The organism is Amycolatopsis sp. H20-H5 (genome assembly GCF_035828755.1).
In the GTDB taxonomy this organism is placed as follows: domain Bacteria; phylum Actinomycetota; class Actinomycetes; order Mycobacteriales; family Pseudonocardiaceae; genus Amycolatopsis.
The window spans coordinates 1-25,012 of sequence record NZ_JAYMZS010000127.1; the positions used below are offsets into that span (position 1 = coordinate 1).

At 71.0% G+C, this 25,012-nt stretch carries 23 protein-coding genes and 1 pseudogene; 10 read left to right on the plus strand and 14 right to left on the minus strand.

Translation table 11 applies throughout. From position 1 onward, the window contains the following. The 4 genes from QMK34_RS39760 to QMK34_RS39775 all read right to left on the minus strand — a co-directional run. The coding region (locus tag QMK34_RS39760; protein WP_326419973.1) for an FAD-dependent oxidoreductase at positions 1 to 433 on the minus strand (433 nt) is incomplete at its 3' end. Next, the gene (locus QMK34_RS39765; protein WP_326419974.1) at positions 430 to 687 is read right to left on the minus strand and encodes a (2Fe-2S)-binding protein; all 258 of its coding nucleotides are present in this window, start codon (positions 685 to 687) and stop codon (positions 430 to 432) included. The genes QMK34_RS39765 and QMK34_RS39760, both read right to left, overlap by 4 nt. Beyond that, the gene (locus QMK34_RS39770; protein WP_326419994.1) at positions 684 to 1,862 is read right to left on the minus strand and encodes an NAD(P)/FAD-dependent oxidoreductase; all 1,179 of its coding nucleotides are present in this window, start codon (positions 1,860 to 1,862) and stop codon (positions 684 to 686) included. Before QMK34_RS39770 ends, QMK34_RS39765 begins: the two co-directional genes overlap by 4 nt. 106 nt (positions 1,863 to 1,968) lie before the next feature. After that, the gene (locus QMK34_RS39775) at positions 1,969 to 2,589 is read right to left on the minus strand and encodes a helix-turn-helix domain-containing protein (protein ID WP_326419975.1); all 621 of its coding nucleotides are present in this window, start codon (positions 2,587 to 2,589) and stop codon (positions 1,969 to 1,971) included. A gap of 209 nt (positions 2,590 to 2,798) precedes the next feature. Between QMK34_RS39775 and QMK34_RS39780 the strand changes: the two genes are divergently transcribed. The 5 genes from QMK34_RS39780 (at position 2,799) to QMK34_RS39800 (ending at position 8,499) form a co-directional block, all read left to right on the plus strand. Continuing rightward, complete coding sequence (locus tag QMK34_RS39780) at positions 2,799 to 3,530, plus strand: serine/threonine-protein kinase (protein WP_326419976.1); 732 nt, start codon at positions 2,799 to 2,801, stop codon at positions 3,528 to 3,530. Between the two features lie 77 nt (positions 3,531 to 3,607). After that, positions 3,608 to 3,850 carry a hypothetical protein gene (locus QMK34_RS39785; protein WP_326419977.1) on the plus strand — a complete coding sequence of 81 codons (243 nt, stop codon included), beginning with the start codon at positions 3,608 to 3,610 and terminating at the stop codon, positions 3,848 to 3,850. 2 nt (positions 3,851 to 3,852) lie between these two features. Then, positions 3,853 to 6,069 carry an ATP-binding protein gene (locus QMK34_RS39790; protein WP_326419995.1) on the plus strand — a complete coding sequence of 739 codons (2,217 nt, stop codon included), beginning with the start codon at positions 3,853 to 3,855 and terminating at the stop codon, positions 6,067 to 6,069. Between the two features lie 175 nt (positions 6,070 to 6,244). Further along, entirely contained in the window at positions 6,245 to 7,483 is a 1,239-nt protein-coding gene (locus QMK34_RS39795) for a hypothetical protein (protein ID WP_326419978.1), read from the plus strand. Between the two features lie 38 nt (positions 7,484 to 7,521). Beyond that, complete coding sequence (locus tag QMK34_RS39800) at positions 7,522 to 8,499, plus strand: ketopantoate reductase family protein (protein ID WP_326419979.1); 978 nt, start codon at positions 7,522 to 7,524, stop codon at positions 8,497 to 8,499. An 84-nt stretch (positions 8,500 to 8,583) separates the two neighbouring features. Here QMK34_RS39800 and QMK34_RS39805 read toward each other — a convergent pair whose 3' ends face one another. Both QMK34_RS39805 and QMK34_RS39810 read right to left on the minus strand, forming a co-directional pair. Then, the gene (locus QMK34_RS39805) at positions 8,584 to 9,087 is read right to left on the minus strand and encodes a hemerythrin domain-containing protein (protein ID WP_326419980.1); all 504 of its coding nucleotides are present in this window, start codon (positions 9,085 to 9,087) and stop codon (positions 8,584 to 8,586) included. Between the two features lie 3 nt (positions 9,088 to 9,090). Beyond that, entirely contained in the window at positions 9,091 to 9,930 is an 840-nt protein-coding gene (locus QMK34_RS39810) for an aldo/keto reductase (protein WP_326419981.1), read from the minus strand. Between the two features lie 85 nt (positions 9,931 to 10,015). Between QMK34_RS39810 and QMK34_RS39815 the strand changes: the two genes are divergently transcribed. Continuing rightward, positions 10,016 to 10,228, plus strand: a complete 213-nt coding sequence (locus QMK34_RS39815; RefSeq protein ID WP_326419982.1) for a hypothetical protein — start codon at positions 10,016 to 10,018, stop codon at positions 10,226 to 10,228. On the opposite strand, the gene QMK34_RS39820 is transcribed toward QMK34_RS39815, so the two are convergent. From QMK34_RS39820 to QMK34_RS39840, 5 genes and pseudogenes are all read right to left on the minus strand, one after another. Further along, the gene (locus QMK34_RS39820; protein ID WP_326419983.1) at positions 10,225 to 11,928 is read right to left on the minus strand and encodes a hypothetical protein; all 1,704 of its coding nucleotides are present in this window, start codon (positions 11,926 to 11,928) and stop codon (positions 10,225 to 10,227) included. The two genes, QMK34_RS39815 and QMK34_RS39820, sit on opposite strands and share 4 nt — an antisense overlap. A gap of 8 nt (positions 11,929 to 11,936) precedes the next feature. Further along, positions 11,937 to 12,269: a hypothetical protein gene (locus tag QMK34_RS39825; RefSeq protein ID WP_326419984.1), complete on the minus strand. Its 333-nt coding sequence runs from the start codon at positions 12,267 to 12,269 to the stop codon at positions 11,937 to 11,939. A 9-nt stretch (positions 12,270 to 12,278) separates the two neighbouring features. Continuing rightward, entirely contained in the window at positions 12,279 to 12,686 is a 408-nt protein-coding gene (locus QMK34_RS39830) for an NUDIX hydrolase (protein ID WP_326419985.1), read from the minus strand. A gap of 381 nt (positions 12,687 to 13,067) precedes the next feature. Further along, positions 13,068 to 13,846: pseudogene (locus QMK34_RS39835) on the minus strand (crotonase/enoyl-CoA hydratase family protein). 85 nt (positions 13,847 to 13,931) lie between these two features. Continuing rightward, on the minus strand, positions 13,932 to 15,344 hold the full coding sequence (locus QMK34_RS39840) for an L-fucose/L-arabinose isomerase family protein (protein WP_326419986.1): 1,413 nt from the start codon (positions 15,342 to 15,344) through the stop codon (positions 13,932 to 13,934). A 116-nt stretch (positions 15,345 to 15,460) separates the two neighbouring features. Between QMK34_RS39840 and QMK34_RS39845 the strand changes: the two genes are divergently transcribed. Next, positions 15,461 to 16,447 (plus strand): LacI family DNA-binding transcriptional regulator, encoded by a 987-nt coding sequence (locus tag QMK34_RS39845; protein WP_326419987.1) that lies wholly within the window; start codon positions 15,461 to 15,463, stop codon positions 16,445 to 16,447. A gap of 250 nt (positions 16,448 to 16,697) precedes the next feature. Here the strand turns inward: QMK34_RS39845 and QMK34_RS39850 are convergent, their stop codons facing one another. From QMK34_RS39850 to QMK34_RS39860, 3 genes are read right to left on the minus strand one after another with little or no spacing between them, the layout of a single operon-like run. Further along, on the minus strand, positions 16,698 to 17,714 hold the full coding sequence (locus QMK34_RS39850; protein WP_326419988.1) for a substrate-binding domain-containing protein: 1,017 nt from the start codon (positions 17,712 to 17,714) through the stop codon (positions 16,698 to 16,700). Between the two features lie 16 nt (positions 17,715 to 17,730). Beyond that, entirely contained in the window at positions 17,731 to 18,744 is a 1,014-nt protein-coding gene (locus QMK34_RS39855) for an ABC transporter permease (RefSeq protein WP_326419989.1), read from the minus strand. Next, positions 18,741 to 20,273, minus strand: a complete 1,533-nt coding sequence (locus QMK34_RS39860; RefSeq protein WP_326419990.1) for a sugar ABC transporter ATP-binding protein — start codon at positions 20,271 to 20,273, stop codon at positions 18,741 to 18,743. The genes QMK34_RS39855 and QMK34_RS39860 overlap by 4 nt, the downstream gene beginning before the upstream one ends. A gap of 236 nt (positions 20,274 to 20,509) precedes the next feature. On the opposite strand from QMK34_RS39860, the gene QMK34_RS39865 reads away from it, so the two are divergent. From QMK34_RS39865 to QMK34_RS39875, 3 genes are read left to right on the plus strand one after another with little or no spacing between them, the layout of a single operon-like run. Further along, positions 20,510 to 21,961, plus strand: coding sequence for a glycoside hydrolase family 18 protein (locus QMK34_RS39865; protein ID WP_326419991.1), 1,452 nt, complete (start codon positions 20,510 to 20,512; stop codon positions 21,959 to 21,961). An 11-nt stretch (positions 21,962 to 21,972) separates the two neighbouring features. Then, positions 21,973 to 23,619: a glycosyl hydrolase family 18 protein gene (locus QMK34_RS39870; RefSeq protein WP_326419992.1), complete on the plus strand. Its 1,647-nt coding sequence runs from the start codon at positions 21,973 to 21,975 to the stop codon at positions 23,617 to 23,619. Continuing rightward, positions 23,616 to 24,956 carry a cellulose binding domain-containing protein gene (locus QMK34_RS39875; RefSeq protein ID WP_326419993.1) on the plus strand — a complete coding sequence of 447 codons (1,341 nt, stop codon included), beginning with the start codon at positions 23,616 to 23,618 and terminating at the stop codon, positions 24,954 to 24,956. Before QMK34_RS39870 ends, QMK34_RS39875 begins: the two co-directional genes overlap by 4 nt. Positions 24,957 to 25,012 lie beyond the last annotated feature (56 nt).

The window sequence follows — 25,012 nt, forward strand, 5'->3', positions numbered from 1 at the left end:
CCAGCAGCACGCGCTTGCCGACCGCGACGCCCTGGCCTTTCGCCAGCGCCTGCGCGGCACCGGCGGTGTAGACCCCTGGCAGGTCCCAGCCGGGGAAGGGCAGCGCGCGGTCGTGGGCGCCGGTGGCGAGCACCAGCGCGGCGGTGTCGACGCGGCGGGCCCGGCGGCCGGGGCCGTCCGCCTGCCCGGTGCGCAGGTGCAGGCGGTGGCCGCCCGGCACCGGTTCGACCGCGAACACCACGGTCTCGGCCAAGTGCTCGACGGTGTCCGGGAGCGTGAACGCCTCGACGCCGGGTGTGCGGTCCTGCCGGTGGTACTGGCCGCCGAGCTTCGGCGCGGAATCGACCAGCAGCACCCGGGCACCGGCGGCCGCGGCGGCGCACGCGGCGGCCATCCCGGCGGGCCCGGCCCCCACCACGACGACCGGTCTCACGACGGCAGCTCCGCCCCGTGCTGGGCGCGGATCTCGTCGCCGTCGGCGACGACCCGCTGGCAGGCACGGACGTCCGGGATCCCGTTGACCACGACCAGGCAGTCGAAACAGACGCCGATGCCGCAGAAGACACCGCGCGGCCGTCCTTGGCCGCGGGTGGTCCGCCACGAAGTCCGGCCGAGGCCCAGCAGCACCCCCGCCACCGTCTGCCCCGGCTTCGCTTCGACCGGCACGCCGTCGACCCGGATGTTCACGCGGGCACCTTTCCCAGCACAGCCGGGCGGCCGACCCGGAACGGGGTCGCGTCCATAAAGGACTCGCGACCGAGGAACAGGTCCGCCACCAGCCGCCCGGTGGCCGCGGCCAGGCCGATCCCGGCGCCCTCGTGCCCGGTCGCGTGCCACAGGCCGGGCAGCCGGGGGTCCGCGCCGAGCACGGGCAGGTGATCCGGAGCGTAGGGCCGGAACCCGCCGTAGGCACGCATCACTCCGACGTCGGCCAGGATCGGGAACAGGGCGACGGCCTTGCGGGCGAGCTCGGCCAGCACGTCGACGTGCACGGTCTCGTCGAATCCGGCGCGCTGGCGGCTGGAGCCGATCAGAACGGTGCCCGCGCGGGTCGACTCCACCACGGTCGACGTCCGCAGGTCGGCGTCCCCGCTGCCGACGGCGCCGACGTAGTCCGCGTCGTAGACCTTGTGCCGCACGGACTCCGGCAGCGGAGCGGTGACGAGCACCTGGCCACGCCTCGGCAGGATCGTGATCGGCGCCCCGGCCGCGGCGGCGAACTCGCCCGCCCACGGGCCGCACGCGTTCAGCACCGCGCCGCAGGGCAACACGCCGCGGCTCGTCCGGACGCCGGTCACCGCGCCGCGGGCGTCCGTCGACACGCCGAGTGCGGACAGTCCCGAGTGGACGGTCCCGCCCCTGGCGCGGACGGCGGCCAGCAGGGCCGTCGTCGCCAGCACCGGCTGGAGCTGGGCGTCCTCGGGGTAGTACACCGCGGCGGTGACGGCGCTGGTCAGGTGCGGCTCGAGCTCGGCGGCCGCGGCGGGGCCGATCTCCTCCGCCAGTACCCCGGCCGAACGCTGGGCGGCGGCGAAGGCCGACAGCGGCGCGATCCCCGCCTCCGTGGTGGCCACGACCAGGCCGCCCTTGGGCTCCCATTCGGCCTCGGCGAGTTCCGCGCCGAGCTCCTCGCGCAGCTCGGCGAGCAGCTCCGGCCAGCGGTGTCGCGACGCCTTGGCGAGTTCCAGTTCGGGGCCGGGCTCCTTGTCGGACACCAGGACATTGCCCTCGCCCGCCGACGTGGTCCCGCTCGCGGGACCGCCGCGGTCGAGGACGGTCACGCGCAGCCCGGCCGCGCTCAGTGCCTCGGCACAGGCGGCGCCCACGACACCGGCGCCGACCACCACCACGTCCGCCCGCATCGCCGCCCGCACCCCCACGCTCCGACCATCACGCTCCGACTATCACACGCCGACTATCGTTCATTTCAGTGAACGTTCGGAGAGTAGGTCGGCGACTCGGCCCGGGTCAAGTCCGGGCGTGCGCCTCCGTCGTCCCCGAAGCCCCGCAGAAGCCGCCCAGCGTGGGCGGCCCGGCGTCGGCCGGATACTCCAGCAGCAGGACGGAGACCACCGGCCCGCCCACCGTCTCATAGGTGTGCGGCTGTTGCGCGGGGAAGCAGACGTAGTCGCCAGGGCCCAGCTCGAAGGGCGCTTCCGGTGGTCCGACGCGCAGCACCCCGGAGGTGACGACCACGTGCTCGCGGCCGGGATGACCGGAGGAGTGCTGGACCTGGCCGGGCCGGACGCGCTGGTCGAACAGCTCGAAGACGGTCTCCGTCACGTCCATCCGCCGCAGCATCCGCAGGTCGACGGCGTTGCTGCTGAGCACCTCGAGCTCGCTGGAGCGCACCAGCACGACGTCGGGATCGAGCCGTTCGGTGAGCAGGCTCGACACCGGGACGTCGAGAGCGTTCGATAAACTGAACACCGTCTCGATCGTCGGGTTGCCCATCCCGGACTCCAGCTGCGATAGCGTGCCCTTCGCGATCCCGGACCGCCGCGCGAGTTCGGACAGGGAGAGCCCGCCCAGATCCCGCAGCGCCCGCAGGTTCGCCGCGAGCACCCGTCCAGCCTGTTCCCGCACCATTTGAGAACCTCCTCCACCCAACTCGCGAGCGAGGCTACCTGTCGAAGGGCGTGCACCGCTCACGCGGCGCGGCCGCTTCGGGGTTGTTACTCCCGTGCAACAGGCCAAATACATGACAGTTCGGGTTTCGCCGTAGCGAAACCACGTCCACCGCCGATCCACCTCCGGGAGCGCCGTCGCGCCCGTGGCCGGAGAGAGGCGAAAAGGACATGGATCCACTGCTGGGGAACCGGTGCGTGCTCGGCGAACGACTGGGCGGCGGCTCGCTCGGCGAGGTGTACGCCGGGACAGACGAGGACGGGCGGGAGTTCGCCGTCAAGCTCCTGCGCGCCGAGCTGATCGGGAACACCGGTGACCTCGCCCGGCTCCTGCGCGAGCAGTCGGCCCTGCTCGGGCTGACGCAGCCGAACCTGGTGACGCTGCACAACGTGGTGGTCGACGACGAAACCGTGGCGCTCGTGCTCGACCGCGTCCCCGGCGGCGCGCTGAGCACCACGACGGCGCGGCCACCCGCGGAGGTCGCGCGGATCGCGGCCGGGATCGCGGCCGCGCTGGCCACCGTGCACGACGCGGGGGTCGCGCACGGCGACGTCAAACCGGCGAACGTGCTGATGGACGGCTCCGGCGCCGTGCCGTCGCCGAGACTGACCGACGCCGGGGTCTCCCGGCTGGCGCCCCCTTCCCCGCCCACGGCCTCGATGTACTCCGCCCCCGAAATCCTCGCCGGTGGCGGGCCGACCCCGGCCACGGACCTGTACTCGCTCGGCGTCGTGACCTACGAGCTGTGCCGCGGCGGCGGCTTCGCGCGCGACATCCCCGACGCACTCCGCGACGTCCTGCGGCTGCTGCTCTCGACGGACCCCTCGGCGCGGCCCGCGGCGGAACGGATCGCCGCCGCGCTCGCCGCACTGGCTCCCCCGCTCACCCACCTGAGCCGGTAGGGCCGTTTCCTTTCCCGCGCCAGCAGGAAACAGGAAACTCCTAGCCGGGCAACGACTCCCGGAGACATTCTTTACTGGTGACCGCGCTTCGACGGTCGGAAACCAGCAGCGGACGGCGGGAATTCCCGCCGTCGTCCGCATTGTCCCCGGGAGTCGGCATGAAGGTCGTCTGTTCGTTTTCCCTGCTCCTCCGCATGGTCTTCTGGGTAGCCGCGATCGTGCTGGTCATCGGCGTTTCGCTGGGCAGTTCGGCCGGGAACGCCACCCCACCGGGCGAAGTCGTCCCCGTGGTCTCCGTGCACGGACAGGAGCTGCGGTGACCATGGGGACGTTCCGCACGGCCGTGGTGGTGCTGAGACGGGGGTGGGAGCTGATGGGCGAGCGGGCGACCTTCGGTGCGGAGCTGCGGCGGTTGCGTCGCGCGGCGGACCTGCCGCTCACGGAACTGGCCGACCGCATCCACTACAGCAAGGGCTACCTCAGCAAGGTCGAAACCGGGCTGGCCGCCCCGAACGCCTCGCTGGCGGCGCTATGCGAGGCGGAACTCGGCGTCAGGGGCGCGCTGACGCCGTTGCTGCCGCGCGAGCCGGCACGCAGGAAGACCCGGCCGGACGTCCGGCCGTCCGGCCTGCCCGCGGTGCCGGCGCATTTCTCCGGCCGGACGCGGGAGATCCAGGCTGTCCGCGCGGCGCTGGAGGCCGACGGCGGGATCTGCGTGGTGTCCGGGATGGGCGGGGTCGGCAAGACGGCGCTGGCCGTGTGGTGCGCGCACCGGCTGGAAGGCGGGTTCGCGGACGGCTGCCTGTTCCTCGACCTGCGCGGCCAGGTGTCGGACGCGCACGACCGGCTGCTGCGCGTGCTTGGCGTGCCCGCCGAGGCGATACCGTCCGATGTGGACGATCGCGCCGCGCTGTACCGCACCCGGCTGCGCGGCCGGAGTTTCCTGCTGGTACTGGACAACGCGGGCAGCGCCGGTCAGGTCCGGTCGCTGCTCCCGGCCGAACCGAAGTGCCGGGTGCTGGTCACCAGCCGCCATCGGCTGGCCGCGCTGGACGACGCGCGGCACGTCCCGCTGGACGTACTGCCCGAGACGGACGCGATCGACCTGTTCACCACGCTCACCGGCAGCGACGACACCGAAGCCGTCACCCGTGTCGTCGGCCGGTGCGCCCGGCTGCCACTGGCGCTCCGGATCGCCGCGGCGAGGCTGCGCGGCAATCCGGCGTGGACGCTGGCGGAGCTGGAGCGGCGGCTGGCGGACGAGGCAGGCAGGCTCGGCGAACTGGACGACGGGGAACGCAGTCTCACCGCGGTTTTCCAGCTCTCCCACCAGGACCTGACCGCGGCGCAGGCACGACTGTTCGGCCTGCTCGCGCTGCATCCCGGCGCCGACTTCGACGCGACGGCCGCGGCCGCCCTCACCGAGTCCGGAGTGCGCGAGGCGGACAGGCTGCTGGGTGCGCTGCACGACGCCCACCTGATCACGCAACCGGCGGCGGGGCGGTACGGGTTCCACGACCTGCTGCGGGCGTTCGCGCGCGGGGTCCCGCCCGCCGAGGACCTGGACGACGCATTCCGCAGGTTGCTGGACCTGGCCGTGCGTACGGCCGCACTGGGTGACAAACTCCTTACGCCACAACGGTATCGGCCGGAACTCACCTTCGGCGAGCACGCGCCGGAGCCGGTGCCACTGGACGGCGAGGAGGCCGCGGTGTCCTGGTTCCGCGCCGAGTGGCCGAACCTGGTGGCGCTGTGCCGGGCGGCCGGTGAGCGAGGGCTGCACGATCGGTGCTGGCAGCTGGCGTTCATGCTGCGGAGCTTCTTCTTCCTGTCGAAACTGTGGGATCAGTGGATCGCGACTCATCGGTGGGCGCTGGCGGCGGCAGAGGCGCTGGGCGATCCGCGGGTGCGGGCGATCACGGCGACGAACCTCGGCGTCGCGCTGATCGATCGCGGCGATCTCGACGAAGCGGCCCGGCAGTACCGCGACGCGCTCGTGGCGTTCCGGGAGATCGGCGACGGCGACGGCGAGAGCACCGTGCTGGCCAACCACGCCTGGATCAGCCACTATCGCGGCGAGGACGAGGACGCGCTGCGGGACCTGCGGCTCGCGCTCGCCCACTACGAACGGACCGGCAACCGGCGCAACGCGGCCATCACGAAGCGCGGGATCTCCCTCGTCCAGACCGCGCGCGGCGAGTACGACGACGCCGTCGCAGTGGCCGAAGCCGCGATCACGACGTTCGAGGACCTCGGCCTCGAACTCGACCTCGCCATGGCGTTCACCTGCGTGGGCTGGGCCTGGTTCCACGCCGGACGGCACCACCGCGCGGCCCGGGCCTACGCCGATGCGGCCGCGAGGAGCGAAGCCTGTGGCAGCACGTTCGAGGCCGCCCGCGCGTACACCGGCCTCGGCAACGTCGCCGCGGCGACCGGCGCGACCGCGGAGGCACGGTCCCACTGGGACCGTGCCGACGCGACCCACTCCGCCCTCGACCCCGTCGTCGTCGGCGAGGCCCGCCACCGCCCCCGCCCCTGACTCCCCGCACCCCGCAACTCGTCGACGAGTCGTGGTCGTCGCACACGCGCGATACTCGCGTGCGCAACCACCTGCGGGTCCCGGCTTCGGGGCGCGCGAGGACGGGATCGGCGAGTGGGTGGTGTGGCGAGATTGGGGGTTTCAGCGGGCGGCGAAACCTCTACACTCGCCGATCATGAGCGACGATCTCACCGTCCCCGAGACGATGAAACTGCTGGCGCGCCACGGGTTCATCACCGGGTTCACCGTCTGGTCGAAGACCTACGACCTGCCGCCAACGCCGGTGAGCGACGGCTGGGAGCTGGTGGAACTCAGCGGCTACGGCTGGATCCTCCGGCTCCGGCGGGGCGGCCGGGAGCTCAGCGAAGCGGCGTACGCCGACGAGTCCCAGGCCTGCGCGGCGCTGCTCGCGGCCCTTCTCGGCGGGAGCCCGTCCGGTGCGGCGGCGCGCGAGCGTCCAGAAGACGTCGCGTCGCTGCGCGCGCGGTGGGCGTGCACGCCCTGGCGGCACTCACTGTCCACTCGCGAGCAGCTGCAGGCGGCTTTGTCCTGGCTGGGCGTCCCTGAAAGCGCCTACTCGTTGTACGGCGGCGGTTTCCAGGGCCGCCTGTGCCTGGAGGAACGCGACAATGGTTGGCGGGTCTACCGGTTCGGGGACGGCGAACGCGGCCATGACCGTTCCCACGCCGACGAAACGGCGGCGTGCCAGGAGTTCTGGCGTCGGCTGGTCGACGACGAACTGCCCACCATGCTGGGCGTCGACGTGCCCGTCGTGCCTGCTCCTTCGGACGACGACCCCGGCGAGCAGAGCGACCTCACGATCCCCGAGGTGCTGGCGATCTGGGACCGGCGTGGCGTGGTGCGGCCCGTCGGCATCGTCTCGCGTAGTCACGGACTGAACCTGCCGGGCCCGGCCCCCGACGACGTCACCCACCTGCACGAACTGCCGGACGGACGCTGGGAGCTGCGCTACACCGAACGCGGCCGGACCAGCGTGGCGGGCCGGTACGACCGCGAGGGCGACGTGTGCGGCGCCGTGCTCGGCTCGGGCGTGTCCAGCGACGCGTCCTTCGCCAGCGCGACCGGCGGCAAACTCGCCGACCGGTTCGCGAACACGTCCTACGACCGGCTGTTGTACTACTGGCGGCTGCGCCCCTGGCGCCGGGAACCCGCGAACCGCGACGAGCTGGCGACGCTGCTACGGGACTGCGGTTTCCCGAGCGGCAGCTACCACCTCGCCGGAGGACGGGCGCTCGACGTGCTGACCATCGAAGAGCGGGTGGACCACTGGCGGGTGTACCGGGTGGATGACGGCCTGCGTCGCGGCGAAGCCCGCTTCGCCACCGAAAGGGAAGCCTGCTCGGCATTCTGGCGGCGCGCCGTCGACGAGGTCCTGCCCGGCCTCGTACGCTGAGCGGCGATTGTGGCCCGCCGGTCCACCGGCTACGGTCCATGATCGTGCAAGCATTGAGGTTCTGTGTAGTCGGCGCGGGCGCCATCGGCGGTACCGTCGCCGCTTCCCTCAAGATCGCCGGTTTCCCGGTCAGCGTGCTGGCCAGGCCCGGCGCCCACCTGGACGCGCTGCGCGCCGGAGGGCTGACGGTCCGCGCCGCGGACTCCTCCGCGACGGTGCGCCTGCCGGTCGCCACCGACGCCGGGGAACTCGAACCGGTCGACGTCGTCCTGGTCTGCGTCAAGGCGCAGGACCTGCCCGCCGTGGCCACGCGGGTGGCCCCACTGGCCGGGGACGGCGTCGAGGTCGTGGTCGTCGCGAACGGCGTGCCCTGGTGGGTGCCGTCCGTGACGCTGCCCGGCGGCCGGACGCTGACGGCGGTGGACCCCGGCGGCACGCTGCTGCGCACCTGGCCGGCGGACCGGGTGCTGACCGGGGTGGCGCACCTGTCCGCCGCGGTCGTCGAGCCGGGCGTCATCCAGCGCGCGAGCGGGAACCAGCTGCTGCTGGGCTCCCCGACCGGGAGCCGCGCGGAGGCCGCGGAACGGATCGCGGCAGCACTGACCGCCAGTGGCCTGGACGTCCAGGCCCGGCCCGAGATCCTCGCCGACGTCTGGATCAAGCTGCTGGGCAACCTCAACCTCAACCCCGTCAGCGCGCTGACCGGCGCGACGGTCGACGTGATCCTCGGCGATCCGCTGCTGCGCCGGTTGTGCGCCCGGATCTACGATGAGGGCAAGCAGGTCGGGCGGGCGCTCGGGATCCCGATCGAGATGGACGCCGAGGAGCGCTTCGAGATCGCGTCGAAGCTCGGCGCGTTCCGGACCTCGATGCTGCACGACCTGGACCGCGGGAAACCGCTGGAGCTCGACGCTCTGGTCGGCGCGGTGACCGAGCTCGCCACACTGCTGGACGTACCCGCCCCCGCGACCGAAACGGTGCTCGGGCTGCTCAAAATGCGCGCCACCACCCGCTGAGGGTTATGCCCCTGAAGGCCACCATCACGGCGTAATACGCCGTGATGGTGGCCTTCAGGGGCAGTTACGACAGGGGGGCGGGGGTTAGTTGGGGTCGTTTTCGCGGACGTACTGCTTCGGGTCGACGTCGCTGACGTCGAGGCCCTTGGTGCCCGCGTGTTCCTCTTTGAAGGCAAGGAATTTGCGGCCCAGCTCCTCGCGGAGACCAGGCGGCGAGTGCCGCCGGAAGTCGGCGAGCGCGCCGTCCTCCTCCTCGGCCATGTGCTCGCTGTTGGCCATCCGCGCGCGGTGGACGGCGGCGGACCACTCGTCGCTGCCGACGGGGTGCTGGGCCGCGTCGCGCACGCCATCGCGGATGTCATTGTGGTCGCCCACGGCGTCGAGCGTCTCGTCCTCGGCGTCGTCGCCACGGTGCAGGAGCTCCGGGTAGAAGATCGCCTCCTCGGCCGCGGCGTGGACGTCGAGCAGGTCCCCGAGCGCGCCCCACACCTTGGCGAGGTCCTCGGGTTCGGTGAGGTCGTCCATGGCCGCGAACTCACGCCGGAACCGGTCGTGGTCGTCGAGGATCAAGCTGGTGATGTCCATCATGGTTCAGCCTTCGAAGGTGTCGGGATCGAATCCTGTGCGGTGCCCGGCTTCGAGCGTCTCGATCGCCTTCAGATCGTCGGCGTCGAGTTCGAAGTCGAAGATGTCGATGTTCTCCTTCACCCGGTCAGGGGTGACCGACTTGGGGAACACGATGTTCCCAAGCTGGACGTGCCAGCGCAGCACGACCTGCGCCGCTGACTTGCCGTGCTTGTCCGCGAGCCCCTTGACCACGTCGTCGCCGAGCACCTCGCCCTGCGCGATCGGGCTCCAGGCCTCGGTCGCGATGCCGTGCGCGCGGTGGTACTCGCGCAGCTCGGCCTGCTGGAGGTACGGGTGCAGCTCGATCTGGTTCACCGCGGGCACCAGGTCCGTCTTCTCGGCGAGCGCGTCGAGGTGGGCGGGCTGGAAGTTGGACACGCCGACAGCGCGTGCCTTACCTGAACGGGTGATCTCCTCGAAAGCGCGCCAAGTCTTGACGTAGAGGTGCTTCGCCGGGAGCGGCCAGTGGATCAGGTACAGGTCGACGTAGTCCGTGCCGAGCCGCTGGAGGCTGCCCTCGAGCGCGGTGATGGCGGGGTCGTGGCCCTGCGCGTCGTTGGCCAGCTTCGTGGTGACGAAGATGTCCTCGCGCGGCACCCCGGACTGCCGGATGCCCTCGCCGACGCCCTGCTCGTTGCGGTACATCTGCGCGGTGTCGAGGTGGCGGTAACCCAGCTCAAGCGCCCCGCGCACGGCTTCGGCGGTGTCCTCCTCAGGGATCTGGAAGACGCCGAGGCCGAACTGCGGGATCGTGGTGCCGTTGTTCAGCTCGATTTCGGGAACGGTCGTGGTGGTGGGAGCCATGTCCCAGGCCTACCCGAAGCCGGGCGGCCGGAAACGCCGAGCCACCCGACCGTGGTAATCCCAACAGCCAAGGACAGAAACCGAGGTGCCCGTGTTCGAACTCCGCGAGCCGTCTTTCGAGCTGGCCGAGCTGCTCGGCCGCCCAGCGGACGAGGCCCGGCGCAGATGCGAAGAGGACGGCTTCTTCGTCCAGATCGTGGACCTCGGGCGAACGGACGCGCTCACCCTGGATCTGCGCCTCGACCGGATCCGCCTGCTGACCCGGCACGGCAAGGTCGAGCGGGTCTCGCCGGGCTAGGGCGTGTCGAGGTCCGTCTGCCCTGGCCGCAGCACGGAACCGCAGCGCTTGAGCGGGTCGCCGGTCTCGCCGCGCTCCACCCGGAGCACGGTCGCGGCGGCGTAACTCCTTGCGGCGGCGAGCTTTTCGGGGCTGGACACGGCGTCCTTGCGGACCCAGTCGCCGTCGCCGACCGGGCCGTCGCCGGGCGCGTACCGGAAGATCGGGGTGTAGTCCCTGGCCAGCCGCGGGTCGGAGGTGATCCCGGTGGCCGCCCGCCACGGGCCGCGGGAGTGCAGGAACGTCGGCTTCACGGTCTCGAAGACGTAGTCGCGGAGCCCGGCCATGTCCTGGTCGTGGAAGAGGTCGGCGATCTTCGCGTCGACGAGCCCCGCCATGTCGACGATGTCGAGCCTGCTGGTCAGCGACGAACCGCCCAGATCGGGCATGAGCACCGACGCGCGCCCCAGCCCGAGGATGTCCGCGTAGGCGTTGAAGACCCGACCGAACCGGTCCGCGATGTAGCAGAGCGGGATGGTCGGGCGGTTCTGGAACTTGGTGGCGGCGTCGGCGAGCACCGCGCCCGAGGGCAGCAGGACCGCCACCAGCGCGACGGAGACCAGGATGCGGCCGCGCACGCGGGCGCTCTTGAGGACCTCGGCCGTCGCGAGCGTCCCGATGAGCGCCGCCAGCACCCAGACCGGGGTGGCGAACCGGAACTGCGCCATCCAGTCCGGGTTCAGCACGGCGTACGCGACCACGGCCAGGCCCAGCGGCACCAGCAGCGCGGCGAGCCCGGCACGCCACGGCGCCCTGGCCAGCGCCACGCCGACGACCAGCGCGAACGCCACCACGGCCAGCGCGCCGGCGTAGGAGACCAGGTCGCCGGGGCGGGCGAACGTCTGCAGGTCCGGCAGGCTCTGCACCTTCGCGACGGCGGTGTTGGCCACCAGGCGGCCGAACTCGAGGTACCGCCAGCTCAGGTACGCCCCGAACGGGACGGCGAACGCGAGCACGGACACCAGCACGTGCCGGACGCTCGGCCGCAGCGTCGGCTTGGTCAGGTGGAGCAGGACGACGAGCGGGTACACCGCCGCGTAGATGAGCCCGTCCGGGCGGGTCAGGCCCGCGAACGCGGCCAGCACGCCGGCCAGCACCGCGACCTTGGTGGTGAGCAGCCGGTCGTCGAGCACGGCCCGGAAGACGGCGACGGCAAGGCAGACGACGAGCAGCGCGAGGAGCGAGTTCTCCAGTCCGGAGAAACACCAGATGACGAACGACGGCGTCCAGGTCAGCAGTGCCGCGACGACCAGGGTCGCCAGCCACGGAAGTCGCGTGACCTTGCTCGCCGCGCGGTGGCAGGCGGCGAGGATCCCGCCGCAGCACACCAGCGCCAGCGCCTTGGGGACCAGGACGTAGTCGGGCATCCCGAACAGCGTCCCGTGGTCGAAGAGCCCGGCCAGCCGGGCCAGTGCGAGCAACGCCGTCCAGGTCGGGTTCGAGAAGCCCTCGACGTGCGCGGCACCAGGCGCCACCACCGGGCCGAGTCCTTCGGCGAAGCTGCGCGCGTAGGCGAACGTGATCCCGGCGTCGTCGACCACCCAGCTGCCGTACTGCGACGCGCGCCAGCCGAGCAGGCCCATCCCGGCGAGCACCGACGCCAAGCCGTACAGCGTCGCCCGGCTCGGGCCTTTCCTGTTCGCCACCACGCTCGTCGTCACCGCTTCAACTAGGAATGATTCGTACTGGCCCTGACGGCCACCCCGGCCGAGACGACGTCCAAGTCGACGACGAGTTCCTCGCCCTCCCAGCGGCCGCGCTGGGTGATCGCCAGCCCGATCAGTGCCAGCTCGGCGGCCTGGTCGCGAAGCTCCGCCTGCTCGGCGGTCTCCTCGGCGAGTGGCGCCGTCTCGTCACGGTCCCACGCCGCGACCGCGGACTCGGCAAGGGGCTTCGGCAGCCGCACCGTGAGCCGACCGACCTGCTCGGCGACCTGGCCGCCGATGGCCGTGAGCAGGGCCGCGTCGCCGCGGTACCGGTCGTACTCGTCCTGATCTTGCATCGCCTGAGACTACCGAGCCTTCGCGAGTGTCTCGCCCAAGTGCGCCGGAAGGTCCAGCTCAGCGGCCTGTGCCGGGGTCAGCCAGCCGAAGTCGTCGTGCTCGCCGGGGTTGAGCACGACCGCCGGGCGGCCGTGTTCGGTCACCTCGTAGACGCGGGCGTGGATCCGCAGCGCCTTCCCGGCGATGTCCGGCCACGTGTGCCTGCCGCGCTCGGCGGTCACCCGCACCGGCAGTCCGGTCTCCTCGGCGATCTCCCGGACCACCGCGACCTCGGGCAGCTCGCCCGGCTCGACCGTGCCGCCGGGCAGCTCCCACCGGCCGCCGAGGAAGGTCTCCGGCTGCCTGCGCGGGAACAGGACGGCACCGTCGCGCTCGATCCAGCAGTACACCAGGTGTTTCTCGGCTGTGTCGGCCACCCGGCCATCCTCGCTGATGCCCCCGGCCGGGCTCAGAGGGCGTCCGGAAACTGATGTCATGGCGTCCAGTTTGGCGCCCAGGGCCGCATGACTGACGGGGACTTTCACACAGTCTGTTCTGGTGAAGGGGACTTTTGCGAGGTTGAGTCGAGGGAAGTCCCCTTCAGTCGCCACCCCAGGCTTGCCGGTATGCCCTGATGGGAGCCTTCACGGCGTTTAACGCTGTCATGGTGGCCTTCAGGGGCACGCACGAAACGGTCATGGCGGTATGAAACGGGCGAATGGGCAGATTTTCCGTCCTTTGTGGAGGGTAAGCGGCTTCGAAGGCCAGGCGCCCGAGGCTTCGAGCGGCGGCTGCTGCGACAGTTCTCAGACGCGTTCTCAGACCGGCTCGCCGAAGCCGCCGTGGCGGCCCGCCCCACCAGCGAACCTGGCCGCGCCTTCGACGCTGCCCGCCGCGAGTGAGACGAGGCCGTGGGCGAACTCGCCGACCAGCGCCGTCCGCTCGTCGAGGCCCTCCTGTTCCAGCACCGACAAGCGGTCCTGGCGCAGGCAGATCTGCGGGAACGCCGCGATCGCCGCCGCCAGCTCCTGTGCGGCGGCCAGTGCCTGCCCGGCCGGGACGACCCGGTTGGCGAGCCCGATCCGCAGCGCCTCGGCCGCGTCGACCGGGCGGCCGGTCAGGATCAGGTCCAGCGCGACGCCGGTGCCGAGCAGGCGCGGCAGCCGCACGGTGCCGCCGTCGATCAGCGGCACGCCCCAGCGGCGGCAGAACACGCCGAACACCGCGGTCTCGTCGGCGACCCGCAGGTCGGCCCACACGGCGAGCTCGAGCCCACGGCGACAGCGTGTCCCGAGACCGCGGCGATCACCGGTTTCGACAGCCGCAGCCGCGAGACGCCCATCGGCCCGTCACCCTCGGTGCTGACGCGGTTGCCGTCGCCGGAGCTGATGGCCTTGAGGTCGGCGCCCGCGCAGAACGTGCCGCCCTCGCCGTGCAGGACGGCCACGGCGGCGTCCTGGTCGGCGTCGAACGCCCGGAACGCGGCGGCCAGCGCCTCGGCGGTGGCCCGGTCGACGGCGTTGCGCACCTCGGGCCGGTGCAGGCTGACCGTGGTGACCGGGCCCTCCCGGCGAACCTGGACGGCGTCGGTGGTCATAGTGCTTCCTTCCGGCCGGACGGGCGGGTCACGGCTTGAAGTGAAGCACTGATTCATTCCTTCATGCAACGGCTGGGTGCCCGGCTCAGCCGCGGGTCCACTCGTCGAGCCGGACGCCGAGCAGCGCGGCCGCGGCGCGGAGTTCGGCGCGGCGGTCGCCGGGGATGGCGTGGATGTGGTTGGCGCCGAAGTTCGACAGGAAGACCGGGCCAGGCACGTCCAGCCGGGCGAACGCGTGCGGCCACTGCGGGGTGGACTGCCGGATCAGCGCGTCGTTCGTCGCGTCGTCGTAGCTCTCGAACTCGCCGAGCATGAGCTGCAGCCGGTACTCGCCGTCGAGCCGGGTGAGCCTGCCCAGCGTCATCTGGCCCGGCGCGGCGATGTGCTGGACGGACGCGCCGCCCGCGGGGAAGAAGAACACCTCGGGATAGAGGTTGACCTTCGCCAGGTTCTCCGCCGGGTCGGCCGAGCGCGCCGCGAACCAGGTCGCGTGCTGGCCGGAGTTGCACAGGTCCCAGATGTCGCGGTCGGCGTGGTAGTGCCGGACGTCGGCGAACAGCACCGGGGTGCCGGAGATCTTGTGCATCAGCTGCATGGTGAGCGCGCCGTCCATGTCCGCCTCGGTGGCGGTCACGTGCACGGCCTTGGGCCCGTTCCAGTCGTACGGATCGTTGAGGAAGGCCTCCGTGACGTCCATGGTCGCGAAGTGCTCGGTCAGCTCGGGCTGCCCCTTGATCCCGGAGAAGTCGAGCTTGCGCTCGGCGATGATGTCGCGGATCGCGAGGTACGAGCGGAGCTGGCGCTCCAGCAGTTCCGGCGTGAGCTTGTCGCCGTCGTAGTGGACGGTCGCCAGCCGCTCCAGCCATTCGCGCGCACCGGCGGCCTCGGCCGCGTCGGCGCTTTCCGCGCGCAGCACCAGCTCGTACTGATCGATCTCCTCGACGTCGACGCCGAACTTCCGCATCCACTGATCGGTGTTGGCGACGGCGGTGTTCATCCCCATCGGCCTGCCGCCGAACCGGCCGAACGTCGAGCCCCGCAGCGAAGCGACCGCGGCCGCGGCGAGCGCCTGGGTGCCGACCCGCGCGGCGAGCTCGGCGTCATCCGGCGCGCCCCAGAGCCGTGTGTGCGCGCGGCCGATCTGGTCGAGCGCGCCGCCCGCGGCGAGCATGCCCACCAGGCCGGGCTCGGTCGGGTCGGTGCTGGCGACGAGGATCAACGGGCTTCTCGTCGCGTCGGCCGCCAGCATCGTGAAATGCGGGAAACTCCAGACGGCGTAAGAGAAGATCGTCACGTCGACGTCCGCGGCGGCCACCTGCCTGGCCACCGAGGTGGCCGCGGTGTTGGTGGCCACCAGGTCGTCACCCTCGATGACCTGGTGGCCCGCCGCCCGCAGCGAACGGACCAGAGTGTCCTGTTTGGACTGGATGAACCCCGCGTTGCGCGCGTGCACGTGGTCGCGGCCGTCGGAGATGCTGAGCACGCCGATGCGAGCCACGATTCCTCCTGGCAGACTGGGCGAGTAATCGATTACTTGAGACGCTATTCTCGACGTTGTGCGCTGTCAAGGGGACTGGGCCGTACGCGAGGATTCGACGACGAGGGGGTGTCGCGGTGACGACCATTCGTGACGTGGCGACGCTGGCCGGGGTCTCGACGGCCACCGTTTCCCGTGCGATGAACGGGAAATCCTCGGTCGACCCGGCGCTGGCTGGCAAGGTCCGCTCCGCCGCGGAGTCACTCGGCTACCGGCCGAACAGCCTGGCCAGGAACCTGCGGCGGCAGGAGACCGCGGTGATCGCGCTGGTGATCTCCGACGTCGAGAACCCGTTCTTCACCGCGATCGCCCGCGGTGTCGAGGACGTGGCTCGGGCGGCGGGCTACTCGGTGGTGCTGTGCAACTCCGACGAGAACGACGAGAAGGAACGCGACTACCTCGGCGTCGCGTTGCAGGAACGGGTCGCGGGCGTGGTGCTGTCCTCCAGCGGCGCGACGACGAACGTCGGCCCGCTGCTGGCGCTCGGCACCCCGATCGTCGCGGTGGACCGGCCGCTGACCGGCACCGGCTGCGACCAGGTGCTCGTCGACACCCGGCGCGCCGCCCGCGAGGCGACCGAACACCTGCTGGCGGGCGGGTACACCCGCAGTGGCTGTCTCACCGGCCCGGCCGGGATCCACACCGCCGACGACCGGCTCGCGGGCTTCCGCGACGCCGTGCCCCGGCGGCGCGGGACGGCGAATCTGGTGCGGCGGTCGGAATACCGCTCGGCCGGGGCGCGCGCCGCCGCGCTGGACCTGCTCGATTCGGCGTCACCGCCGGATTCGCTGCTGATCGCCAACAACACGATGGCGATCGGGGTGCTCGAAGCCCTCGCGGCCAGGGGGCTGCGGCCGGGCCGCGACGTCGGTCTGGTCGCCTTCGACGACGCGCCGTGGGCGACGCTCGTGGACCCGCCGCTGACGGTCGTCGCCCAGCCCGCCTACGACATCGGCGCGGTCGCCGCCGAACTCCTGCTCGCCCGCATCGCCGACACCGGCCGCGAGCCCAGCTCGACCACCCTCGAAGCCCACCTCATCGAACGCGCCAGCTCCCGCCGGTGACCCCCCACCCGACGCCGAGGCCCGATCCCGATGGTCCCTGAAGGCCACCTTCACGGCGTTTTACGCCGTGAAGGTGGCCTTCAGGGCACGGCTCTTGCGATGGCGGTCACGCGACGACACCGCGCTCGCACACTGGACGTCAGACCGCAACTCGTCGACGAGTTGCGCGTACGAGACGTACCCGGGTGGCCGGTCCGAACTCGGCCACCCGGGGACGCCCCACCCCCTTAACCCCCCAGCTCTCCTACGCTCAGCCCTTGTTGAGCTCGGCGTAAACCTGTGTCGCGTTCTCCTTGGTGATCAGCCTGGTGCCGAGCGTCTGCTTCTTCTCCACCTGCTGGCAGTCGATGAGCAGCTTCTTCGCCGCGGCCACGGCTTCGGTCCCGCCCGTCGGGTAGATGAACGTCGCCGAAAGACGCCCCGCCTCGACGGCCTTGATGCCGCCCTCCGGCACCGGGAGCCCGTCGATGCCGACGATCGGCAGGGTCGGCTTGCCCGCGTTCTGCGCGGCCAGGCGCGCGCCCTCGGCCATCGGGTCGTTCTCCGAGAAGATCGCCTGCGCGTCCGGGTGGGCCTTGAGCAGCGCCTCTGCCTGCTGCTGTCCCTTGTCCCGCAACCAGTCCGCGTCGGCCGTCGCGATGATGTCGATGTTCTTGCCCGCGATCCCCGCGGCGAACCCGTCGGCCCGTTCCTTCGCGGGCGTCGCGCCCGCGAGGCCCTTCAGCTCGACGATCTTCCCGCCCTGCGGCAGCAGTTTCTCCGCGAAGTACTGCCCGGCCTGCTTGCCGATGTCGACGTTGTCGCCCCCGATGAACGTGGTGTAGGCGTCGCCGTCGACCTTGCGGTCCAGCACGATCACCGGGATGCCCTTGTCGTAGGCCTTCTTGACCACGCCGGTCAGCGGGGTCGCCTCGTTGGGGCTGATGATCAGCAGGTCGATCTGCTGGGTGAGGAAGGTCTCCACCTGCTCGACCTGCTTGGCGTTGTCCTGCGCCGCGTCGGCGTAGTTGACGGTGAAGCCCGGCACCCCGGCCGCGGCGCGGCGCACTTCGTCGTCCATCCGCACCCGGTACGGCTCGCCGAGGTTGGCCTGGCTCATCCCGATGGTGAACTTCCCGTCCGGCCCCTTGCACTGCTTGACCGGGACGGGCGCCGCGCTGCTGCCACTCGCGGCGGGCGCGTTGTCGTGCGTCGTCCCGCAGGCCGACGCGGCCAGCACCGTCCCGGCCGCCAGCAGCACCGCGGTCCGTCGTGCGTTCCCTGTCATCTCTCCCCTTTTCCCTCTACGTACGGATCGCCGCCGGGCGCAGCCGCTGCAGCCCGGCGGCGAACACGATCACGCAGCCGACCACGACCAGCTGCACGTTGGAATCGACGTTGTTGAGCTGCAGGATGTTGTCCAGCACGCCCACCAGCAGCGCGCCGGCGACCGTGCCGAGCACCGAGCCCCGCCCGCCGGACAGGCTGGTGCCGCCGATCACCACCGCGGCGATGGCGCTGAGTTCGAACCCGGCCCCGTCGTTGGGCCCGCCGAAGCTGAACTGCCCGGCGTGCACGATCCCGGCGAGCGCGGCGAGCAGCCCGCACAGGCCGAACACCAGCACCTTCACCCGCAGCACCGGCACGCCCGAAAGGCGCGCGGCCTTCTCGTTGCCGCCGATGGCGTAGAGGTGCCGCGAGAACGCGCTGACCCGCAACAGCACCACGGCGAGCACCGCGACCACCACGAAGATCAACGCCGGGATCGGGACCACCCCGTTGAACGTGCGCTCGCCGAGCAGCGAGAACGTCACCGGCGCCTGCCGGGGACCGTCGCCGTAGACGATCGAAACGCCCCGGCCGTCGGACCACATCCGCGCGATCCCCCGCGCGACCTGCATCCCGGCCAGCGTCACGATGAACGCCTGGATGCCGAACTTCGCGCTCGCGATGCCTTGCGCCAGCCCGAAAACCAGGCCGAGTGCCAGGATGAGCAGCACCGAGGGGACCAGGCCCCAGTCGTTGACGGTCAGCAGTTCGGCGACGCCGACGCTGGCCAGCCCGACCACGGACCCGACCGACAGGTCGATGCCGCCGATCAGGATCACCAGCGTCATGCCGACGGCGAGGATGCCGATCTCGGAGATCGCGCGCACCACGTTGAGCAGGTTCCCGCTGCCGAGGAACACCAGGTGCCCGCCTTTGACCGGCGAGAGCACGACCGCCGCGACGAACACCGCGACCAGGCCGAACAGGCTCTGGAACTTGAACAACGCGGTGAGCAGGCCGTGGGCGCGGCTCGGCGGTGCCTCGGTCACTGGACGTCCCCCATCGACGCGGCGAGCAGTTCGGCCTCGCCCGCGCTGCCGGTGTCCAGCTCGTGCACGCTGCGCCCGGCGCGCAGCACCACCACGCGGTCGCAGACGCCGACGAGCTCGGCGGGTTCGGACGACGCCAGCAGGATAGCGACGCCCTCGCCCGCGATCTCGCCGAGCAGCCGGTAGATCTCGGCCTTGGCGCCGACGTCGACCCCGCGCGTCGGCTCGTCGAGCAGCAGCAACGCCGGACCGGTCAGCAGCGCGCGGCCCAGCAGCACCTTCTGCTGGTTGCCGCCGGACAGCGCGCCGACCGGCTCGGCGATCGAGGTGAGCTTGACCCCGAGCCGCGCCGCGCTCCCCCTTGCCGCGCCGCGCTCCCGGCGGGCGGACACCACGCCGAACCGCGCGAGCCTGTCCACAATGGACAAGACGCTGTTCGCCAGTACCGAATGCTCCAGCGCCAGCCCGGAAAGCCTGCGGTCCTCGGGTACGAAGGCGACCCCCGCCCGCATCGCCTTGCGCGGCGTGCGCGGATGGAAGTCCTTGTCCCGCAAGAGGACCTGGCCAGACCAGTGCCCTCCCGGCCCGCCGCCGAACAACGTCTCCAGCAGCTCTGTCCGCCCGGAGCCGAGCAGTCCGGCGAGGCCGACGATCTCCCCGGCGCCGACCCGCAGGCTGATGCCGTCGGGTGGACGGCCGCCCGCATCGGCCCGCACGACGAGGTTCTCCACCCGAAGCACGTCCGCACCCGGTTCGGCACTGGCGCGGGAATCGGCGCGGAACATCAGGTGCACCGGCCGTCCGACCATCGCCTCGGCCGCCTGCGCGGCGGTCAGCTCGCGCGCGTCGAACTCGGCGACCACCGCGCCGTTGCGCAGCACGGTCGCCCGGTCGGCGATGCGGCCGATCTCCTCCATCCGGTGCGAGATATAGACCAGCGCGACCCCCGCGGCGCGGAGTTCGGCGATCACCGCGAACAGCTGCTCGACCTCGGGCGGGGACAGCGCCGACGTCGGCTCGTCCATGATCAGCACGCGCGCGTCGAGCGAAAGCGCTTTCGCGATGGTGACCAGCTGTTGCTCGCCGGTGCGCAGCAGTTCGACCGGCGCCGCCGCGTCCAGCCGGACCCCGGACCGGGCCAGCAGGCGCCGGGTCTCCGCCAGCATCCGCCGCCGGTCGACCGTGCCGAACCGGGTGCGCGGCTCGCGGCCGAGGAAGACGTTCTCCGCCACCGACAGCGCGGGCACCAGGTCGAGTTCCTGGTGGATCATCGCGATCCCGGCGCGCTGCGCGTCCGCGGGGCGCGAGAGCCGGACCGGCTCCCCGCCGATCCGGATCTCCCCCCGCTCCGCGGCGACCTGTCCGGAGAGCACCTTCATCAGGGTCGACTTGCCGGCCCCGTTCTCCCCGAGCAGCGCGTGCACCTCCCCGGCACGCACCGCGAAATCGACGTCACGGACAGCACGAACACCGCCGTACGCCTTGCTCACGCCGGTCATCACGACCAGCGCGGCACCCTCGTCACCCATCCTCGGCCCCTTGCCGCGACGCCCTGACCCTCGTGAGCGGCACCCCTGTCGAGAAATCGATTACCCGACCGAAGTTAGAAGCAGCGGAAACCGGTGTCAAGTGCCACTCGGGTGGTTCGCCCCCGGCAGCCGGTGGCGAACCTGTCGGAATACCGACACTGTCGGCATTCCGCCGCCGCAAATTGGTCCAGACCACGTAGCGTCGAAGGAACACTTTCCACTCTGGAGGGGAGTCGATGAAGACTATCCGCCGCCTGCGCCGCACGGTCGCACTGACCGTGGGCGCACTCCTGCTACCCGCCGCCGCACTGCTGGTCACCAGTCAGTTCGCGGGCGCCGCCACCAGCGCGTCCGCCGGGTTCACCCAGGCTTCGGTCTGGGACAGCGGCTACACCGCGAGCTACCGGATCACCGCCGGGACCACCGCGCTGGCGAGCTGGAAACTCGAATTCGACCTGCCTCCTGGCACCACGGCGGGCACCTACTGGGACTCGCTCATGACCGCGTCCGGCAACCACTACGTGTTCACCAACCGCGAATACAACGGTTCGGTCGCGGCCGGGGCGTCGACGTCCTTCGGTTTCAACGCCGCCGGGAACGGTTTACCGCTCAACTGTTTGCTGAACGGACAACCGTGCGGGGGCGGCACCGTTCCGACGAGCACCGTTCCGACGAGCACTGGGCCGACGAGCACCACGCCCACCAGCAGCACCACCACACCCACCACCCCCACCAGTACGGTGCCTACCAGTACAACGCCCACCACTCCGCCACCGGCCGGTGGTATGACCGCGGCGCCGTACTACATGCCGCTGGACAACGATCCGCAGGACATCGGCGCGGCCATCGTGGCGAGCGGGCAGAAGAGCTACATCCTCGCGTTCGTCCTCGCGCCCAGCGGCGGCGGCTGCACCCCGACCTGGGACGGCAACTCCGCGCAGCCGGTCAGCGCGGACACCGCCGTCGCCGCGAAAGTCGCGCAGATCCGGCAGGCCGGTGGCGACGTTTCGGTGTCCTTCGGCGGCTACAATGGGCTCGAACTCGGAGCGGCCTGCGGGGACGCGACCTCGCTGGCCAACGCCTACCAGGCGGTGATCACCAAGTACTCGCTCACCCACATCGATCTCGACATCGAGGGCGACGACCTCGGCGACGTCTCCGGTGAGACCAAGCGCTTCCAGGCGATCAAGACACTCAAGCAGCGCAACCCGAACCTGCACGTCACGCTGACGCTGCCGGTCACCACCATCGGCCTGTCCGACCTCGGACGGGCGGAGATCCAGCGCGCCAAGGATCTCGGCGCGTCGATCGACCTCTACAAGGAGATGGCGTTCGACTACGGCGGCCCCGCCGCGAGCATGGCCGACGACGTCAAGAAGGTCATGGAGTCCGTGCACGGCCAGCTCAAGACGCTGCGCCCGGACCTCGACGACGCGGGCGTCTACGCCCACACCGGGCTGATCCTGATGAACGGCCACACCGACCAGCCGAGCGAACTGTTCACCCAGGAAACCTTCCGCGCGCTGCTCGGCTACGTGCAGGCGCACCGGCTCGGCCGGTTCTCGTTCTGGGCGCTCAACCGTGACCGTGTCTGCACCGTGCCCACCGGCTGGGCCGACGGCAAGTGCAGCAGCGTTTCCCAGCAGCCGTACGACTTCAGCAAGATCGTCGCCCAGTACCAGGGCTGAGAAGGAGAGACATGTCCAGGAGAAGATGGCACCTGATCGGCCTGGTGGCGGCGGTAGGCGCGCTCGTCACGGGACTCGTGGTGGCGCCCGCGAACGCGGCGGGCAGCGTCACGGCGTCGTTCTCGAAGGGCTCCGACTGGGGCACCGGGTACGAGGGCAAGTACACGATCGCCAACGGCACGTCTGCGGGCATCTCCGCGTGGCAGGTCGAATTCGACCTGCCAGCCGGGGCGAAGGTCGCGTCGCTCTGGGACGGCAGCTACACCGCCAGCGGCCAGCACGTGACGGTCAAGAACACCTGGAACGGCAGCGTCGCGGGGGGCGCGAGCGCCAGCTTCGGGTTCAACATCGGTTACACCGGAACGTATTCCGCGCCGAGCGGCTGCAAGATCAACGGCGGTTCCTGTGACGGCGGGACCACCCCGCCGACGACCACGACCCCCACCACTCCGACGACTTCGACGACACCCACGACAACGCCCACCACCCCCACCACGACACCGACGACCCCGACCACCACCCCGCCGCCGAACACCGGCGCGATGAAGAACGTCGGCTACTTCGTGCAGTGGGGCATCTACGGCCGCAACTACCAGGTCAAGAACATCGAGACCAGCGGGTCGGCGGCGAAGCTGACGCACATCAACTACGCGTTCGGCAACGTCACCAACGGCTCCTGCACGGCGAACGACGACACCTACGCCGACTACGACAAGGCGTTTGACGCGGCGTCCAGTGTGGACGGTGTGGCGGACACCTGGGACGCGGGCGCGCTGCGCGGCAACTTCAACCAGCTGCGCAAACTGAAGAAGATGCACCCCGGACTGAAGATCATCTGGTCGTTCGGCGGCTGGACCTACTCCGGCGGCTTCGGCCAGGCCGCGCAGAACCCGGCCGCGTTCGCGCAGTCCTGCTACAACCTGATCAAGGACCCGCGCTGGGCGGACGTGTTCGACGGCATCGACATCGACTGGGAGTACCCCAACGCCTGCGGGCTTTCCTGTGACACCAGCGGTTCCGCGGCGTACAAGAACCTGCTGGGCGGCCTGCGGTCCAAGTTCGGCTCCTCGTTCCTGATCACCTCCGCGATCACCGCGGACGGGAGCAGCGGCGGCAAGATCGACGCGGCCGACTACGGCGGCGCCTCGCAGTACGTCGACTGGTACAACGTCATGACGTACGACTTCTTCGGCGCCTGGGCGGCGCAGGGACCGACGGCCCCGCACTCGCCCTTGACCACCTACAACGGCATCCCGATCCCGGGCTTCACCTCCGACGACGCCATCCAAAAGCTGAAGGGCAAGGGCGTCCCGTCGAACAAGCTGTTGCTGGGCATCGGTTTCTACGGCCGAGGCTGGACGGGAGTCACCCAGGCGACACCGGGCGGCACGGCCACCGGCGCGGCACCGGGCACGTACGAGGCGGGCATCGAGGACTACAAGGTCCTCAAGGGCAGCTGCCCTGCCACCGGCACGATCGCGGGCACCGCGTACGCCAAGTGCGGGAACAACTGGTGGAGCTACGACACCCCCGCGACGATCCAGGGCAAGACGAACTACGTGAAGAGCCAGGGCCTCGGCGGCGCGTTCTTCTGGGAACTCACCGGGGACACCGCCAACGGCGAGCTCATCAGCGCCCTGCACGGGGGCCTGTCGTGAGACTGGGCAAGTGGCTGCCCGCGTTGGGGCTGGCAGCGGCAGCGGGTGCACTCGTCACCGGCCTGGTGGTGGCGCCCGCGACCGCGGCGGGCAGCGTCACGGCGGCGTTCTCGAAGGGCTCCGACTGGGGCACCGGGTACGAGGGCAAGTACACGATCAACAACGGCTCGGCCGCGGGCATCTCGGCGTGGACGGTGGAGTTCGACCTCTCGGCCGGGCAGAGCATCACCTCGCTGTGGGACGGCAGCTACACCGCCGCCGGGCAGCACGTGACGGTCAGGAACACGTGGAACGGGTCGGTCGCGGCCGGTGGCAGCGCGAGCTTCGGGTTCAACGTCGCCTACTCGGGCTCGTTTTCGGCTCCGGGCGGCTGCCAGCTCAACGGGGGTTCGTGCGGTGGCGGTACTCCGCCGGCCACTACTCCCACGACGCCTACGAGCACCACGACCTCGAACCCGCAACCCGGCGGGCGGGGCGCGCCGTACCTGTATCTGGGCTGGGGTAACCCGCCGAGCCCGACGGCGTTGATGAGCGCCACCGGCGTCAAGTGGTTCACCATGGCGTTCGTGCTGTCCTCCGGCGGCTGCGAGCCCGCCTGGGACGGGTCACGTCCGCTCAGCGGCAGCGCGGACGCGACGGCCATCGGCCAGATCAAGGGCGCGGGCGGCCAGGTCGTGCCCTCGTTCGGCGGCTGGAGCGGGAACAAGCTCGGGCCGAACTGCGCCGACTCGGCCGCGCTGGCGGGTGCCTACCAGAAGGTGATCAGCGCGTACGGGCTGAAGGCGATCGACATCGACATCGAGAACTCCGACGAGTTCGAGAACGCTGTCGTGCAGGACCGGATCCTGGGCGCGCTGAAGATCGTCAAGGCGAACAACCCCGGCATCCAGACGATCCTGACCTTCGGCACGGCGACGACCGGCCCGAACTACTGGGGCGGACGGCTCATCGACCAGGCCAAGGTGCTCAACGCCGGGGTCGACGTCTTCACGATCATGCCGTTCGACTTCGGCGGCGGCGCGAACATGTACGCGAGCACCGTCAGCGCCGCGACCGGGTTGAAGGACAAGCTCAAGTCGACGTTCGGCTGGTCGGACGCCACGGCGTACAACCACGTCGGCATCTCCGGCATGAACGGCCTGTCCGACCAGCAGGAGCTCACGAGCCTGTCGGCATGGACCCAGATCCGTGACTGGGCCAAGTCGAACGGCCTCGGCCGCCTGGCGTTCTGGTCGGTCAACCGCGACCGGGGCTGCCCCGGCGGCGGCGTGGTGTCGAACTGCAGTGGCATCGCCCAGAACGACTGGGACTTCACCAAGGTGACCGCCGGTTTCTGACCCGGTCACCACGCAAGTCCCTGAAGGCCACCATGACGGCGTTTAACGCCGTCATG

Coding starts and splice junctions, on each gene's coding strand:
- QMK34_RS39775 (WP_326419975.1), bottom strand. CDS start 2,589: ATGGTGCGGGAACAGGCTGGACGGGTGCTCGCGGCGAACCTGCGGGCG.
- QMK34_RS39795 (WP_326419978.1), top strand. CDS start 6,245: ATGAGCGACGATCTCACCGTCCCCGAGACGATGAAACTGCTGGCGCGC.
- QMK34_RS39805 (WP_326419980.1), bottom strand. CDS start 9,087: ATGATGGACATCACCAGCTTGATCCTCGACGACCACGACCGGTTCCGG.
- QMK34_RS39780 (WP_326419976.1), top strand. CDS start 2,799: ATGGATCCACTGCTGGGGAACCGGTGCGTGCTCGGCGAACGACTGGGC.
- QMK34_RS39800 (WP_326419979.1), top strand. CDS start 7,522: ATGATCGTGCAAGCATTGAGGTTCTGTGTAGTCGGCGCGGGCGCCATC.
- QMK34_RS39810 (WP_326419981.1), bottom strand. CDS start 9,930: ATGGCTCCCACCACCACGACCGTTCCCGAAATCGAGCTGAACAACGGC.
- QMK34_RS39870 (WP_326419992.1), top strand. CDS start 21,973: ATGTCCAGGAGAAGATGGCACCTGATCGGCCTGGTGGCGGCGGTAGGC.
- QMK34_RS39860 (WP_326419990.1), bottom strand. CDS start 20,273: ATGGGTGACGAGGGTGCCGCGCTGGTCGTGATGACCGGCGTGAGCAAG.
- QMK34_RS39770 (WP_326419994.1), bottom strand. CDS start 1,862: ATGCGGGCGGACGTGGTGGTGGTCGGCGCCGGTGTCGTGGGCGCCGCC.
- QMK34_RS39825 (WP_326419984.1), bottom strand. CDS start 12,269: ATGCAAGATCAGGACGAGTACGACCGGTACCGCGGCGACGCGGCCCTG.
- QMK34_RS39850 (WP_326419988.1), bottom strand. CDS start 17,714: ATGACAGGGAACGCACGACGGACCGCGGTGCTGCTGGCGGCCGGGACG.
- QMK34_RS39865 (WP_326419991.1), top strand. CDS start 20,510: ATGAAGACTATCCGCCGCCTGCGCCGCACGGTCGCACTGACCGTGGGC.
- QMK34_RS39790 (WP_326419995.1), top strand. CDS start 3,853: ATGGGGACGTTCCGCACGGCCGTGGTGGTGCTGAGACGGGGGTGGGAG.